At 60.9% G+C, this 15461-nt stretch carries 13 protein-coding genes and 2 tRNA genes; 9 read left to right on the top strand and 6 right to left on the bottom strand.

All coding sequences use genetic code 11. From position 1 onward, the window contains the following. Positions 1-48: 48 nt before the first annotated feature. From glpB to BN1125_RS14420, 3 genes are all read right to left on the bottom strand, one after another. The gene (gene glpB, locus BN1125_RS14430) at positions 49-1314 is read right to left on the bottom strand and encodes a glycerol-3-phosphate dehydrogenase subunit GlpB (RefSeq protein WP_042013113.1); all 1266 of its coding nucleotides are present in this window, start codon (positions 1312-1314) and stop codon (positions 49-51) included. Next, positions 1304-2977, bottom strand: a complete 1674-nt coding sequence (glpA, locus tag BN1125_RS14425; protein ID WP_042013112.1) for an anaerobic glycerol-3-phosphate dehydrogenase subunit A — start codon at positions 2975-2977, stop codon at positions 1304-1306. Before glpA ends, glpB begins: the two co-directional genes overlap by 11 nt. 242 nt (positions 2978-3219) lie before the next feature. Beyond that, positions 3220-3675, bottom strand: coding sequence for a YchJ family protein (locus BN1125_RS14420; RefSeq protein ID WP_084202323.1), 456 nt, complete (start codon positions 3673-3675; stop codon positions 3220-3222). Positions 3676-3798: 123 nt separating this feature from the next. Between BN1125_RS14420 and BN1125_RS14415 the strand changes: the two genes are divergently transcribed. The 4 genes from BN1125_RS14415 (at position 3799) to BN1125_RS14400 (ending at position 8691) form a co-directional block, all read left to right on the top strand. Then, positions 3799-5466 carry a methyl-accepting chemotaxis protein gene (locus BN1125_RS14415; protein WP_042013110.1) on the top strand — a complete coding sequence of 556 codons (1668 nt, stop codon included), beginning with the start codon at positions 3799-3801 and terminating at the stop codon, positions 5464-5466. 130 nt (positions 5467-5596) lie between these two features. Then, a complete protein-coding gene (locus tag BN1125_RS14410; protein WP_042013108.1) occupies positions 5597-6808 on the top strand; it encodes an ROK family protein in 1212 nt (403 codons plus the stop codon). A 158-nt stretch (positions 6809-6966) separates the two neighbouring features. Then, positions 6967-7722, top strand: coding sequence for a tRNA-uridine aminocarboxypropyltransferase (locus BN1125_RS14405; RefSeq protein WP_042013107.1), 756 nt, complete (start codon positions 6967-6969; stop codon positions 7720-7722). Between the two features lie 192 nt (positions 7723-7914). Then, on the top strand, positions 7915-8691 hold the full coding sequence (locus BN1125_RS14400) for a TSUP family transporter (protein WP_042013106.1): 777 nt from the start codon (positions 7915-7917) through the stop codon (positions 8689-8691). Between the two features lie 76 nt (positions 8692-8767). On the opposite strand, the gene BN1125_RS14395 is transcribed toward BN1125_RS14400, so the two are convergent. Beyond that, the gene (locus tag BN1125_RS14395; RefSeq protein WP_042013104.1) at positions 8768-9634 is read right to left on the bottom strand and encodes a LysR family transcriptional regulator; all 867 of its coding nucleotides are present in this window, start codon (positions 9632-9634) and stop codon (positions 8768-8770) included. 60 nt (positions 9635-9694) lie between these two features. Next, positions 9695-9817 (bottom strand): hypothetical protein, encoded by a 123-nt coding sequence (locus BN1125_RS19730; protein ID WP_280136083.1) that lies wholly within the window; start codon positions 9815-9817, stop codon positions 9695-9697. Here BN1125_RS19730 and BN1125_RS18680 point away from each other — a divergent pair. The 3 genes from BN1125_RS18680 (at position 9770) to BN1125_RS14385 (ending at position 12779) form a co-directional block, all read left to right on the top strand. Further along, a complete protein-coding gene (locus BN1125_RS18680) occupies positions 9770-9961 on the top strand; it encodes a helix-turn-helix domain-containing protein (RefSeq protein ID WP_280136084.1) in 192 nt (63 codons plus the stop codon). The two genes, BN1125_RS19730 and BN1125_RS18680, sit on opposite strands and share 48 nt — an antisense overlap. A gap of 262 nt (positions 9962-10223) precedes the next feature. Further along, positions 10224-11861, top strand: a complete 1638-nt coding sequence (locus BN1125_RS14390) for an ATP-dependent endonuclease (protein ID WP_042013103.1) — start codon at positions 10224-10226, stop codon at positions 11859-11861. Between the two features lie 198 nt (positions 11862-12059). Then, complete coding sequence (locus BN1125_RS14385; protein WP_042013102.1) at positions 12060-12779, top strand: hypothetical protein; 720 nt, start codon at positions 12060-12062, stop codon at positions 12777-12779. Between the two features lie 108 nt (positions 12780-12887). Here BN1125_RS14385 and glgX read toward each other — a convergent pair whose 3' ends face one another. Further along, positions 12888-14951 (bottom strand): glycogen debranching protein GlgX, encoded by a 2064-nt coding sequence (glgX, locus tag BN1125_RS14380; protein WP_042013101.1) that lies wholly within the window; start codon positions 14949-14951, stop codon positions 12888-12890. A gap of 196 nt (positions 14952-15147) precedes the next feature. On the opposite strand from glgX, the gene BN1125_RS14375 reads away from it, so the two are divergent. After that, positions 15148-15224: transfer RNA gene (locus BN1125_RS14375), tRNA-Met, on the top strand. A 93-nt stretch (positions 15225-15317) separates the two neighbouring features. Next, positions 15318-15394 (top strand) — tRNA-Met (locus tag BN1125_RS14370). The last annotated feature ends 67 nt before the right edge of the window (positions 15395-15461 follow it).

Below are 15461 nucleotides of genomic sequence, written 5' to 3'. Positions count from 1 at the left end.
AGTTCTCCTCCCGGCGATGATGAAGACACGGGATATGGGACGTAGTAATCATTGGGCCGCGCCCAGAATATGGCCGGCAGCCTGCCAGCCGGTGGCAACGGCAACACCGGAGCCGGAACCTTCACGAATTGGGTCGTAATGGGCCAAGACACTGCCCGCGCCATATAGGTTGGTGAGCGGCTTGCCGCCACGCAGCACTCTGAGCTTGTCGTCGGTCTTGACCCCGAAGCCCATGAAAGGGTGGTGATCGAACAGGCGGCGACCGGCCCAGGCATCACGCTCCTCCAGACTCAGCACATCGGCATCGAAGATGGGCTCGCGAATGCCGCGCAGACGGGATTCCAGCCCGCGGCTGAAGAAGCTGCCGGAAGCAAGCACGAAGTTGTCCGCCTCGAACAGTTGATCATCGCCATTCTGGGTATGTACGCCGACCACCCGGTCACCTTCATAACGGGCGCCCAGCACCCGCTCGCTGGTGAGGAAGGTGCCACCAAGGGCCATAAAGCGGCGCTTGAGCGCCTCCTGCATCCGCATCCCGATCAGTGATGGCGGCATGGTGGCCACCTCCTTGATGGTGCAGCCGGTACGTTGCTCCAGCTCCGCCAGACGCGGGCCTACCAGCCCCAGCGAAAGGCAGGCGGGCAGCACGATATGGCGGCAGCCGGGTACACCGCTCTCCTGCACCATGCGGCTGATCTCGCGGGCCAGATCGGCCACCAGATGATGCTTGTCACAGAGGCGCGCGATGTCGGCGGAGCGAAACTCGTGGGGATTGCTGCTGAATTCCGCCAGCTGGGGCAGGCGGATTTCGCCGGTCAGAATGCGGCAGTGGGCAAAGCGCGGATGAGTCGCCAGATTGGCCGCCGCCAGTGCCGGATGAAAGTCGCGAAAGCCTTCGAGGGTGGCCAGCAGCAGCACGTCCGGGATCGGCGCATCGGTGACGCAGGCACAGGTATCGGGGGATAGCCAGGTACGTTTTAGGGTGCCGATGGGGGTCAGGCGCTGGTGATTGGTCTCGTGGCGAACCAGCGGCAATCCCTGCTCGGCGCAGTGGCGCTGCAGATCGGCCAGGCTCGCTTCGATATTTTGCATCCCCACCTTGCTGTAGGGGTGATCCGGATGGGATGCCATAAAGGCGGGCAGGGCAGTGCGGGGATCTCCCTCGCTTTCGAGCAGATCGACCGAGCCGGAGGAGAAGTGCAGGGCACTCTGGCCGGATGCCATCAGCAGGGTCTTCTGGCCTGCCTCCACCAGCCGCAGGGCAGCCGAGAGTCCCGCCATGCCACCGCCGATAACGATATTGTCAAACTTCATGACGGCTCTCCTTGTGAGTGGTCTCGCTGGTTGAGCCGCGTGGGGTATCGGCAACCAGCTGTGGCGCCGTCCATTCCCCCAGGCCAAACAGCCCTTCGTAGATCCAGTAGGTGAACTCGGCCTCGCGCAGGGCATCACCCCACAGGACGGGGCGGGTCCCCTTGTAACGCTCCTCGAGGAACTGGCGCAACATGACGCAGGCCTGACGGCCGTCAGCCTTGCCATACTCCTGCATCAGACCGGCGGCGCGATAGGCACAGAGCTCGCCCTGACAGGGGCCCATGCCAAGACGAGTGCGGCGGCGCAGATCGATGAGGTTGTCCACATCCAGCTCGCGCAGGGCGTATTCGATTTCACCCGCGGTGACCATTTCGCACTCGCAGATAAGGGCGTTGGCTTTGGGATTGTCACGGAAGAAGGCGATGACCCGTTCGCCGTGGCGGTATTGGGCAGATCCTTCGACCGGCACCGAGAGACCGGGAGCGGAGACCTTTTCCGGATCCCGTGAGCCGGGCAGGCTCAGTTCGGCGGTCTGGCAGGGTTTGCTGTTGCCGAGTTTCTTGGCCAGCAGATCGGTGGCCCACTCCGCCATCAGGCGGTAGGTCATCAGCTTGCCGCCGGTGATGGTGTTGAAACCCTTGAGGCCGTCACGCTCGGCGTGATCCAGCAGCACGATGCCGCGACTGATGTTGCGGCCGGTGTCGTCACCGTCCACCGCTACCAGCGGGCGCACCCCGGCGTAGGCGCGCAGCAGGCGGGTGCGCGCCATGATGGGAGCGAGCTTGATACCCTCGCGCAGCAACACTTCGACCTCTTCGGGTTCGACGGTGAGCTGGTCAATCTTGTTGTAATCGATGCGACTGGAGGTGGTGCCGATGAGGGAGATGGTATCGCCCGGCACCAGAATGTCCGCATCCGCCGGTTTGCGGGCGCGGTTGAGCACCAGCTGGTTGATCCGGTAATCCATGATGAGCAGGGAGCCCTTGGCCGGGAACATGCGGATGCCGAGATCGGCGTATTCGCAAATTTGCTGGCCCCAGATGCCGGCGGCGTTGATCACCTCCTGACACTCCACCTCGAACGCTTCGCCGGTGCGGGTATTGATCGCCTTGACCCCGTGTACCCGATCTTGCGTGCGCAGCAGCCCCAGCACCTTGCAGTGGGTAAAGATGCGCGCGCCGTGCTCTTTGGCGTCCAGCACGTTGGCGGCGGCGAGGCGGAACGGGTCGACCGTACCGTCCGGTACATGGATGGCGCCGATCATCGCCGGGTTGGCGTTGGGCTCCATGCGCAGGGCTTCACCGGGATCGAGCTGGTGGGTTTCGATACCGGCCAGGGCGCAGGCATCCATAAAGGTGGTTTGGAAATTGATGTCATCTTCCGGCAGGGTGAGGAAGAGGCCGCCCGTGTCTTCGACACAGTGGCTGGCGATCCGCTTGAGGATGTGGTTTTCCTGGATGCATTCGCGGGCGGACTCCTGATCCGTCACCGCGTAGCGGGCACCAGAGTGGAGCAGACCGTGGTTGCGGCCGGTGGTGCCAGCGGCGATATCATCGCGCTCGAGCAGGATGCAGTCGATGCCGCGCAGTGCGCAATCGCGCATGATGCCGGCCCCTGTGGCACCGCCGCCTATGATGACGACTTGTGTAGTTATTCTTTTCATTGTTGCCCGTCTCATCTCTTCCAGATGAGGCCAGTGTGGCCTACTTCTGAGTGGAAATGTTTGATATGGGCCAAATTTGCGCTCGCAAACGCTCATTTGCTCGCGCGTTAATGAGCATTATGTGACATTTGTCACGCTTGTTATCGCAGCGGTTAATGGGCTGGTGGCGAATGGCAGACACAAAAAAGGGGCATCGGATGCCCCTTGTCACTGTTTGACGAGTCTGGTGGGGGTGTGATGGGTCAGCCGCAGCACTTCTTGTGCTTTTTGCCGCTGCCACAGGGGCAGGGATCGTTGCGCCCCGTCTTGAGTGGAGTCGGATCCTGCTCTCCCTCGGTGTAGACCCAGCGCCCTTGATAACGCACGAAGCGGGATCGTTCATGAAGGCAGTGGTGATCATTCCCCTCCAGAAACCAGGCTTTGAACTCCACCATCCCGGTCTCATCTTCCGGGCCGCCCTGGCTGGTGATGATCTCGAGTCCATCCCACCGGGTATCAGTGTGGGAGAGCTCAGCAACAGTCAGGCCGCCAAGATGAGCCGGATGCCAGCTATGGACCAGATACTCCCCCAAGCCCAGTACAAAGGCGCTATAGCGCGAGCGCATCAGCTGCTCCGGGGTGTCAGCCACCGCGCCACTGTGAAGTGAGCCACAGCACAATTCGAGAGAAAGGGGTGAGCCGCAAGGACAAAGATTCATGATTTTCACGTTCTGGCCGATTTGTTTAAGGGAATTGTAACGAAAGCTGGGCTCGTACTGCCAGCACCTATACTGATGAGTAAGCTAGGAATTCCTATAAAAACAACTGCAAGGATGTGAAAGATGACGCTAAAGCAGAAAATCCTGTTACTGGGTGCAGTCCCCGTACTGTTGATGGCCTTGGTGGTCAATCTCAGTAACTATATGGTCTCCAAGAGCGATCTGGAGTCTGATCTGGTGGTGGCGAGGGAAAATGCCATCAAGGAGCGTAAAGCGCTGCTGAGCAGTTACATCATGATGGCCAAAACCGCCGTCGATGCCGTGTATTCCCTGCCGGATTCGCCGGAAAATCGTCAAAAGGTCAAAGAGCTGCTCAGGCCGCTGCGTTACAGCAGTGATGGCTACTTCTTTGTCTATGACTTCGAGGGCAATACCATACTGCTGCCGGTGCGTACCGAGCTGGAGGGGAAAAATCGCTGGAACGACAAGGATGCCAAGGGCAAGTTGCTGATCCAGGAGGTCCTCAAGTCGGCCCGTCAGGGGGATGGTTTTACCGAATACTGGACGGCCAAGCCCTCCATCGGGCGCGATGCCCCCAAACTGGCCTTTACTCTGGTGCTGGACAAATACCAGTGGGCCATTGGTACCGGTTTTTATATCGATGATATCGACAATGAATTGGCGGTCCTGCGTGAGGAGAGAGAACGCAGCATGTATGACTCGCTGCGTAGCAGTGTGCTGGTGATCCTGCTTATCCTTGGTATCACCCTTGCGGCAACTGTCATTGTGGGCAACCGGGTCACCAAGCCACTGGCGGATGCGGTGCTGGCATTGAACGATATCGCCAATGGCGACGGGGATCTGACCCAGCGGCTCAAGGTGCAAAGCCAGGATGAGATTGGCCAGCTGGCCAGCGCCTTCAACCGTTTTGTCGAGCGGATCCAGTCGGTGGTGAGTCAGGTTGGGGAGACCAGCAATCACCTCTTCAGTGCGGTGGAGAAGCTCCATCACCTGAGCGAGCACTATGACAAGCAGATGCATGGTCACAGTCGCGAGACCGATCAGGTGGTCACCGCGGTGACCGAGATGAACTCCACCGCACAGGAGGTGGCGGCCAGTGCCTCCAATGCTGCGATGGCAACCAGCGATGCCGCCCGGGAATCGGATGCTGCCCGTGGCGTGGTGAGTGGTGCCATCAACAGCATTAACCGCTTGGTGGGCGAGGTGCATACCGCCTCTGGGGTTATCGAGCAGCTGGCGCAAGAGACCGCCAAGATTGGCTCCGTGGTGGAGGTCATTCGCGGCATTGCCGAGCAGACCAACCTGCTGGCGCTGAACGCCGCCATCGAGGCGGCCCGTGCCGGTGAACAGGGACGCGGCTTTGCGGTGGTGGCGGACGAAGTGCGTTCGCTGGCCGGTCGTACCCAGCAGAGCACCAAGGAGATCAACGAGATGCTCCAGCGCTTGCAAGGGGGGGTAAAGCAGGCGGTGGATGTGATGCAGGCGAGCGAGGATCGCAGCCAGGAGACGGTGCAGGAGGCAAGCCACATCGCCACCTCCCTAGACAGCATGGTAATGGCGGTCAGTACCATCAACGACATGAATATACAGATTGCCACCGCGGCGGAGGAGCAGCATGCGGTCTCGGAGGAGATCAACAAAAATCTGGTGGCGATCCAGCAGATTGTCAGCGAGCTGACCGATGCCGCCATGGAGTCCAACAGCACTACCCGCGATTTGGCCAACACTGGCGATAAACTGCGCAAACTGGTCTCCCAGTTCCGTTATTGACCCCGATCATCTTGGCGATATGCACCCAAAGATGCGGTCTGAACTCCGGTTCAGACCGCGCTTTATTTGGGGATTGAGCAATAATGTGTGAAAATCGGAGCCCCCAGTTTCAGCCCTTAATCCATACCCTATGAATGAGATCGTGAAAGGCAGTATCGACTTGATCCGCCAGCTCAACTATGGCTTGGTCTATGCCAGCCTGGAGGAGCACAAGGAGCTGTCGCGCACCGATCTCTCTCGTCTGACCGGCCTCTCTCCCGCTAGCATCACCAAGATCACCCGCGAGTTGCTCGATAGCGGGCTGGTGGTCACCTGTGGCGAGAGTTCGGTGGGGCGGGGTCGTCGCCAGACCCTGCTGCGTATCAACGAGCGCCGCTTCCAGTTTCTCTCCATGCGTCTTGGCCGTGGTTATGTGGATATGGCGCTGTTTGATTTCTCCGGTCGCTCGCTGGCCCGCCAGCGCCACCTCTTCACCAAGGAGGAACGCGCCGATCTGCTGGGCAGTCTGGTTCACGCCATCAAGGTGTTTTTGCCGAGAAAGTCCCTCAGTCTGGCCTGTATTGCGCTTTGCTTGCCCGGGCAAGTTGAGCGCCACTCCGGTATGGTCAAGCACTTCCCCTTCTACGATCTGCGCAACTGGCCGCTTGGCCCCACTCTACAACAGGCATTCGAGGTGCCGGTGCTGGTGAGCGGTGATGTGCGTACCTGGATCCAGGCCGAGCGGGAGTGGGGGGCCGCCAAGAATTGCGCCGATGCGGTGCTGGTGTTTGTCCACAACGACATTGGGGTCGGCATGGTGGTCAATGGCCAGCTTATCGAGAGCGAGAATGCGCTGCTCGGGGATCTCAGCCACCTGCAACTCGAACCCTATGGCCAGCGCTGTTACTGCGGCGGTTTTGGCTGTGCCTGCACCCTGGTGACCAATCAGGCGCTGGAGGCGCAATACCGGGATCTGCGCGAGCGGATGCAGGAGCACGACTTGCCCGAGAGCGTCACTATCCGCGAGCTGTGCGAGTTGGCGCTGGCGGGTAACAGCCTCTGTCAGGATATTCTCCATCAGGCGGCGGGCCGCCTCTCCAAGGTGCTCTCCAACCTCATCTGCCTGCTCAATCCGGGCAAGTTGCTGCTGGGGGGCGAGATCACCCGCGCCGATCGGCTGCTGTTCCCCATGCTGCACCAGTCGCTGGCCAGCCAGTTGCCCGCCGACTATCTGGTGCGGCTGCAGATTGAATCCACCCACTTCTACGAAGATCCCACCAAGCCCACCTCGGTGCAGGTGCACAAGGCGCTGCGTGATGGCAGCCTGTTGCTGGCGCTGCTGCGCAGCTGTCAGGAGTCATAAGGTCGGTTGTTCGGGGTGACAGGGCACAGATTGCTGTTCCACCTGCCCGTAACTGGTTACAATCCTGCCCTTTTCTGGCGCTACCCTTGTTAGCAGGCTCCTTTGGGTGCCCTGACATGTTTGTGCCCTTGCTGTTTTGACTCCAGTAGTGAACCTAGATGAAGCCTGTTCCTGATCACGCCGTCAACCGCCTGCGGGCCTGGCGCAAGAGTATCTCTACCCGACCGTTTCTTGCCCGTGGCGGCACCCTGGCCCGTTGTCCGGCCTGTCAGCTGCGCGAGGATTGGTGTGCCTGCGAGTGGCGCCCCGAGCTCAAAGCAGAGGCCGGTTTCTGCCTGCTGATGTACGACAGCGAGCCGATGAAACCCTCCAACACCGGCCGCCTCATCGCCGACGTGCTGCCGGACACCACCTGGGCATTTCTCTGGTCGCGCACCGAGCCCCATCCCGAGTTGCTGGCCCTGCTGGCCGATCCTGCCTGGCAGCCCTATGTGGTATTTCCCGCCTGCGAGAAGGAGCCTGCCCGCCTGACCGGCGAGGTGACGCTGGCACCCGGCAAAAAGCCGCTCTTTATCTTGCTCGACGGCACCTGGCCGGAGGCGCGCAAGATGTTCAACAAGAGCCCCTATCTGGACGGCTTTCCGGTGCTCGCCATCAAACCCGATGCGCTCTCCACCTACGGCATGCGGGTCGCCAACTGCGATGAGCACCTCTGCACCGCGGAGGTGGCGGCCTGTGTGCTGGAAGTGGCGGGGGAGCTCAAGGCGGGGCAGGCACTGCAGCACTGGTTCAATCTGTTCAGCAGCCGCTACATGGCCGGTCGGGTCAGCCGTTTCCCCGGAGCCGACGAGGATCATCTCTGTGAGGTGCTGGCGGCCATCAAGGAAGCGAACGTCGCTTCACCGGCTTGCTAACGGGCCCTCTGAGGGGCGCGGCAGCTCAAATTAATGAAAATCAGGAATTAATTGACTGCCAGTGTTTCGTTAGATTCATCGACAGTGGCCCGCTAGGATAGCGGACAGCCTGTGCAGCCCTTGCACAACCCCCCTTGTATTATCTCCGGTTGCCCGGCCCCTCCGGGCAACCCACTCTCGTGAGGTCTATGGATGGAATTGGAACTGGTTACCCTGTTTGCCCTGTTCGGTGTGGCGCTTGTCGCCGGCTTTATCGATGCCATCGCTGGCGGTGGTGGCCTGCTGACGGTGCCCGCCCTGCTTGCCACCGGCATGCCGCCCGCGCTGGTACTCGGTACCAACAAGCTGCAGAGCAGTTTTGGCTCCTTCTCCGCCACCTGGTTCTATGCCCGCAAGGGGCTGCTGGAGTGGGCCATGATCTGGCCTGCGGTCATCTGCACCTTTATCGGTGCTGCCATCGGCACGCTGGCGGTGCAGACCATAGACGCCGCCATTCTCGCGCGTCTGCTTCCCTTTCTGCTAATGGCGTTTGCCTGTTACTTCTACTTCTCGCCGCGGGTGAGCGATGCCGAGAGCTCCCGCCGCCTGACCCCCATGCTGTTTGCGTTGCTGGTGGGGGGCGGTGTCGGCTTCTATGATGGCTTCTTCGGGCCGGGCACAGGTTCGTTTTTCGCCATCGGTTTCGTGGCGCTGGCGGGCTTTGGTATGGCGCGTGCTACCGCTCACACCAAGCTGCTCAACTTCACCTCGAATATCGCCTCCCTGCTGTTCTTTGCGCTCGGTGGCAAGGTGGTGTGGAGCGTCGGTTTTTGCATGGCGTTGGGGCAGTTTATCGGCGCTCGTTTTGGCTCCAAAATGGTGCTGAAAAAAGGGGTGAAGCTGATCAAGCCGCTGCTGGTGACCGTCTCCTTGCTGATGTCTGCCAAGCTGGTGTGGAGCCAGTATCCGGAGCTGTTTGCCTGGATCTGATGTGCGCCTTGCTTGCCGCATCGCAATTGTTAACGGGGCCCTCGGGCCCCGTTGTCACATCTACTGGGTTGAGCAGTTAGCTCGGCGTGTCGCTGCAGTGGCGAAAGTGTTGGTGCAGGGCGCTGACCAGCCGGGCAATGCGCTCGCGCTTTAGGCTGTTTGGCCGATAGACCAGATGCAGGGGGCGGCCCAGTCCGGGCAGTGGGCGGGCCATCTTCCCCTGTTCTCCCACCTGCCCCAACAGGCCAGCGGGGAGCAGCACCGGGCCAATGCCTGCCTTGGCCAGCTCGATGAGCGCCAGATAGGAGTCGAGCTCCATGGTGGGCTCCAATCCCATATCTGCCAGCGGTTCGCGTAGGTAGCGGTTGGAGGGGTTCTCCAGATCCATGGTGAGGATCTTGCGCCTGCTTTCTGCGCTGGCTGGTGGCAGGCTCTGCTGCGTTTCGCCCACCAGATAAAAGGGCTCCTCAAGCAGCAGATCGGCGCCGAGGCCATGGCCGGGTGGGAGCCGACCGGCGCAGATGCCGAGCAGGGCATCACCGCTGCGCACCCGCGCCAGAATGACCGGGGTGTGGTGGGTAGAGAGGGCAAGGTGGGGATCGCGCTCCAGATAGCCGCGCATAAAGTGGGCGAGGTAGCCCGCCAGCAGGGTTTCGGAGCAGGCGATGGGGAGGGGACTCTGATCCGCCAGATCCTGGCTATCGGCCAGCACCCCCTTCATCTCGGCCAGACTCGGGGCCACTCGCTCAAGCAGCTCCTTTGCCTGCGGGGTGAGGCGGATCTGGCGCCCATCCGGCTCGATCAGCTTCTTGCCGAGGCGCTGCTCCAGCTGGGCAATCCGCTTGCTCACCGCCGACTGGCTGATATAGAGGCGACTGGCCACTTTGGCCATGGTCCCTTCGCTCGCCAGCAGGCTCAGCGTCTCCAGCCCTTCCAGTAACATCTCGCCCTCTCGTGTCGCCATCATGCCTATCGAATGGCGCTACCTTAGGGGCTGACTGGCTCAGGAGCAAGGGTCGTTTGCTGCCTTGGTCGGGCGAATGCGCCACTCGCTTAAGGGCGGTGCGAAGATCACCAGATTACCGATCAGGCTGATCACCCGCTCACGTTCACGTCCCGGCCTCACGACCAAGACCGTTATCGGGTAGCCAGCATCGCCAGTCAGTGTGGCTTCTCTTCCCAGGCCCATTTCGGCAATCGTTTTTGCGAAGCGTTTGGTTTGACGCCGGGGCAATGGCGGGCGCAATTGTCATCTTCCCGTAACAGATAGCCCTGAGACTTTGGGCAAAAGAGGAGTATCCTCTACCACTTATCCATTGAAAGGAATGCCCATTGAATTATCGCAAACGTCAAATTCGTACCCGTCACCTCTGGTTCAGCCACTGGAATGCCCCGCAAGATCGCACCGCTGTCGTTACCCCTCCCGAACCTGCAGTGCCTCACAGTTCACGTTGAAAAAGCCCCGCCTGCGATAGGATTTTTCCGGTAACTTTGCCACTATTGCCCCATCACAATGATGTGGACATGGCAGGATGTTTCTGGAACGTATTGAAGTCAAAGGTTTTCGCGGTATAAATCGCCTGTCGCTCGGGCTGGATCAGACCACGGTGCTGATCGGCGAGAACACCTGGGGTAAATCGAGCCTGCTGCGCGCCCTCTGGTGTCTGCTGGGGCAGGATGCCGAGCCCTATCAGTTCACCGCCGAGGATTTTCACCAACCGGAAGATCCCGAATTGGCCCCGGCGCGCCACTTGCAACTGGTGCTCACCTTCAGTGAGCACAGACCCCAGATGTGTCAGCACTCCCGTCGGCTGGCCCGTCTTTGCCCCTCCTGGGTGCTGCACAAAGACAAATTCCACCGCATTCACTATCGCGCGAGCGCCGAGCTGCAGGCGGATGGCTCTGTGCTGACCATTCACGACTTTCTCGACGGGGTAGGCAAGAGCCTGCCCATCGCCAATGCCCACGAGCTGGTCTGCTTGCTTATCACCATGAACCCGGTGTTCCGGCTGCGGGATGCCCGCAGTGCCCGCAACGGGGTGGAGACCCTGCAGTGGGGAGATCTCTCCGAACACCGCCTTAGCGAGCTGGCCAACAAGTTGATCGATGAACCCCAGCGCATCGGCGAGCCGGAGCTCAAGGAGGCGTTGCAGGCGGTGCGCCAGCTGATGGATCACTATTTCAACGCCCTGGCCCCCATCAAGAACAAACCGCGCAGTCAGCGCGACATCATCAATCGCCCCATGACATTGCGCAATCCTGGCAACCTGCATACCCTGCTGCGCCGCGCCGATAATCGTGCGCTGCAACTGGCGATGGCGGGGATGGCGGCTACCCTGCTGCAGGCGCGGGGCAACCGCGAGCTGGAGGAGGGGGCCCGCCCCATCATGATCCTGGAGGACCCGGAGAGCCGACTGCACCCGACCATGCTGGCGCTGGCGTGGGGGCTGCTGGAACAACTGCCGGGCCAGAAGCTGCTCACCACCAACTCGGGGGATCTGCTCTCTTCCCTGCCGCTCAATCAGGTGCGGCGGCTGGTGCGCCGTCAGCAGGATATCCTCTGTCACCAGCTGGGCGGCGAGCGCTACAGTAGCGACGATCTGCGCAAGATCGCCTTCCATGTGCGGATCAACCGCCCCATGTCGCTGTTTGCCCGTTGCTGGCTGCTGGTGGAGGGGGAGACCGAGATCTGGCTGCTCTCCGAGCTGGCGCAGATCTGCGGTTACAGTTTACGGGCCGAAGGGGTGCGGATCATCGAGTTTGCCCAGTGTGGCCAGTCGCCGCTGATCAAGGTGGCACGTGATTTTGGTATCGAATGGCACCTGCTGACTGATGGCGACGAGGCGGGGCTCAAGTATGCCACCTCGGCCCGGGGCCAGCTCAAGGGAGAGCGGGAGCGGGACCGATTGACCCAGCTCCCGGCCGCCGACATCGAGCACTACCTCTATCACAACGGTTTTGAAGCCGTGTTTCGCCGCGAGGCCGGGGTGGGTGGGCGCACCATGTGGAGTGCCAGTCACATCATCAACAAGGCGATTCATCACCGCAGCAAGCCGGGAATGGCGCTGGCGGTGGTGGAAGAGGCGGAGCGGCTCGGCGCCGAGCATATTCCGCCGGTGATCCGCCAGATGTTTGCCCGGGTGGTGGCGCTGGCCCGTGGTCAGGGCTAAAGCCAGCGCCGCATCCCGTCACTATGGGCATGGCTGCCAGCAGGGCGCTCTTCAAGGTGGGCCCTGCTGGCGACAAATTGCCCCGGATTGTTTGCCCACGATTGTTTGTCGCGATTGGGGATAGCCCTCGGTTTGGGTATACTCGCCCCTCTCTGGCGCCTCGGTGGCGCACCTCGAATCTTTACTGCTGGAGGCGTCGTGTTCGTCCAACTCCCTTTTTGGCTCTTTCCCCTTACCGGCTTGATGGCGCTTGGCGCCCTCATTGCCCTCGGTATCGTGCTGTGGCGCGGTGATATCTGCCCCGGCCAGCGCTCGCGCATCACTCAGCAGCTCTTTTCCATCTGGGTCATTACCGCCCTCTCTCTGATGCTGGCGGTCGAGGCCAAGGCGGCCAGCTGGCTCATCTGGAGTGGTGGTGCCGCCCTGCTGCTCGGGGTCGGCTTGTCGCTGGCCCAGTCACGGCTGGAGGGCAAGCGTTCAGTCCCCTCGACACTGCTCTGGCTACCGGCGTTGCCACTCGCTGTTTATGGCTTCGGGCTGCTGCAACTGCAGGGCTGGGTGAGCGGTTTGCTGCAGATGGCGATGTTGGGGGCGGCCTTTGCCCACCTGATGCTGCTGCGGGCCCGTCATCGTCTCAAGGCATTCAACACCCTGTTGCCGCTGGCCGGTCTGGTGGGGGCGATGGCCAGCCTTGTCTGGTTGGCAGTGCTGGTGGGCTGGCAAGGGGGTGAGGCCAATCTCGATGCCCTGATCCCGGCGGTGGTGACCCAGGCAGCGCTGCTGGTGGCCTCTCTGCTGCTCTGGTTCAGCCCGCTCTATCTGCAGCGTGATACCGCGCCAGTGGTGGTTTCCACTTCTCTGTGTGGCCTGCTGATCGCCCAGATCGCAGCGACCAGCGCGCTCTATCAGCTGGTCTGAGCCTCTTGCTGAAAAGAGCAAGCCCCGAGCCAACACTCGGGGCTTTTGCATATCTGGCTTGCAGGTATCGCATCTATCAATTCACTGCTATCAATCAGCAGTTATCGATCAATAGAAGTCGTCGGCCCCGCAGATAAACAGGCAACTACTGCGCGGCTGGGCGAGATACTCCCGGGTCAATCCCTCCAGTGGCATGCCGAAGGTGCAGATATCCTGCGGCGATGGGAGGGCGGTATCGAGGATCCGCCGCCAGTAGCCGCCGACCCCCTTGGGCGGGCTCGGCAGGTTGAAGGTGAGGGGCTCCCAGTAGGCGTTGAACAGCACATAGAGTGCCAGCTTGGTTTCGCTCGATAGCGCTGACATGGCGATGGCATGGGAGTGGGGAGTGAAGTCGGGCTGCATGGCATTGACGCCGTGCCAGCAGATCTCACTGTGGCGCAGGATCTCGGTGAGCGACAGCGGCATGCTCTCCTTTTCCGGGCGCTGGAACAGGTGTTTGCGATACTGGATCAGCTCCTTCATAAAGCGGAACATCTCCTGGCTGCGGGGAGTAGGCTGCCAATCCATCCAGCAGGTGGCGTTGTCCTGACAGTAACCGTTGTTGTTGCCCCGCTGGGTGCGCAGCAGCTCATCCCCCATCAGCAGCATGGGGGATCCCACCGAGAGCAGGGTCGCTACCATCATGTTTTTGGCCTGGCGCATCCGCAGAGCGTTGATCTGGGGATCTTCCGTTACCCCTTCGTGGCCGTGGTTCCAGCTGAAGTTGTGATCGCAGCCGTCACGGTTCTCCTCCCCGTTGGCCTCGTTGTGCTTGCTGTTGTAACTGGCCCAGTCCCACAGGGTAAAACCGTCGTGGCAGGTGACGAAGTTGATGCTCTTCTCGGGATCGGCGTGGTGATAGTGGTAGATGTCGGGGCTGCCGCAGAGTCGCTCGACAAAAGCGGTGACGCTGTTGTCATCCCCGCGCAGGAAGCGGCGCACATCATCCCGGAACTGCCCGTTCCACTCACGCCAGCGGGCGCCGGCCAGTGACCCCACCTGATAGAGGCCCCCCGCATCCCAGGCTTCGGCAATCAGCTTGATGTCGGCGATGTTGGGGTCGGTATCTATGGTGCGTAAAGTAGGTGCATTGGCCTGCGGCTGACCCGATTCGTCCCGCGACAGAATGGCGGCCAGATCAAACCGAAAGCCATCGACGTGCATCTCCTGACGCCAGAAGTGGAGGCTGTCCATGATCATCCGCAGCACCACCGGATGGGCGCCGTTGAAGGTGTTGCCGCAGCCCGAATAGTTGGTGTCCTTCTGGTTGTTGTCGAGGATGTAGTAGGCCTCGTTGTCGATGCCGCGAAACGAGAAGGTGGGGCCATCATCGCCCCCCTCGGCAGTGTGGTTGTAAACCACGTCCAGGATCACCTCGATATTGGCCTTGTGCAACGCCTTGACCATGTCGCGAAATTCGGTCAGCGGATCATCGCCGCAGGCGTACTGGGCGTGGGGGGCGAAAAAAGACATGGGGCTGTATCCCCAGTAGTTGGAGAGTCCCTTTGGCGCATCCTGGGGATCGAACTGGAACACCGGCAACAGCTCGACGGCGGTGACGCCGAGACATTGCAGATAGGGGATCTTCTCAATCAGCCCGAGATAGGTGCCACGCAGCGCCGGATCGACCCCGGAGCTCGGGGACTTGGTAAAGCCCCCCAGATGCAGCTCGTAGATCACCGAGCGGGAGAGGGAGTGTGCGGGCAGTTTGTCTCCTTCCCAGTCGTAGTGGCGAGTATCGACCACCTTGTTCTTGGCGCAGCAAGCCAGATTGCTGCCCGGACGGGCCGCCGCCCATCGATCGTAATTAGCGCCAAGCTCGATGCTGCGGCCGTAAGGGTCGAGCAACACCTTCTCGGCATCGAAGCGGGTGCCGCCATATGGGCGCCACGGGCCTTGAATGCGATAGGCGTAACGCTGCCCGACCGAGATCCCCTCCACATGGATATGCCAGTAATAGGCGGTGCGGTTGAGGCGCGGGGAGAGCGGGATCACCTCGGGGGTCGCATCTTCCGCGCTTGCGAAGAGCAGCAGTTCGACCCGGCTGGCCAGACGAGCCCAGATCGCGAAGTTGACGCCGTTACTGTCGGGTGTGGCCCCCAACTGACGGCAGTGACCGGCGGAGATGCGCATATTGTACCTACCCAAAATGAGGAGTGTTCAGCTTGTTGAGTGTAGTGCCGGATGCTTGGTAAGGACTCGATTGCCTGAAAAAACAGCATGATGCTGCTAATGACCTCACTATTTGTCCGATTAATCTACGAATAAACTTTTTTTGAGATATTTACTTGCAATCTGTGCGCTGGCGCCTATTATTGGCGACCTCAGACGCGGGGTGGAGCAGCCCGGTAGCTCGTCGGGCTCATAACCCGAAGGTCGTCAGTTCAAATCTGGCCCCCGCAACCATCTGAGATCCTGACCAGTCAAACCGGTGTAACCGGTTGGTGGAAAAGGAATAATCGAACTGGCTACTGCTCGGCCACTTCGAGAAAATTCGGACGCGGGGTGGAGCAGCTCGGTAGCTCGTCGGGCTCATAACCCGAAGGTCGTCGGTTCAAATCCGGCCCCCGCAACCAACTTTTTCGTCAGCCTGCGATTGTGTAAACAATCGACAGCAGACAAACGCCACCAAGCTACTGCTCG

Source organism: Aeromonas fluvialis, from assembly GCF_000819885.1.
GTDB lineage: Bacteria > Pseudomonadota > Gammaproteobacteria > Enterobacterales > Aeromonadaceae > Aeromonas > Aeromonas fluvialis.
The sequence above is the reverse complement of the archived record's forward strand: the minus strand, read 5'-3'. Positions and strand labels throughout refer to the sequence as shown.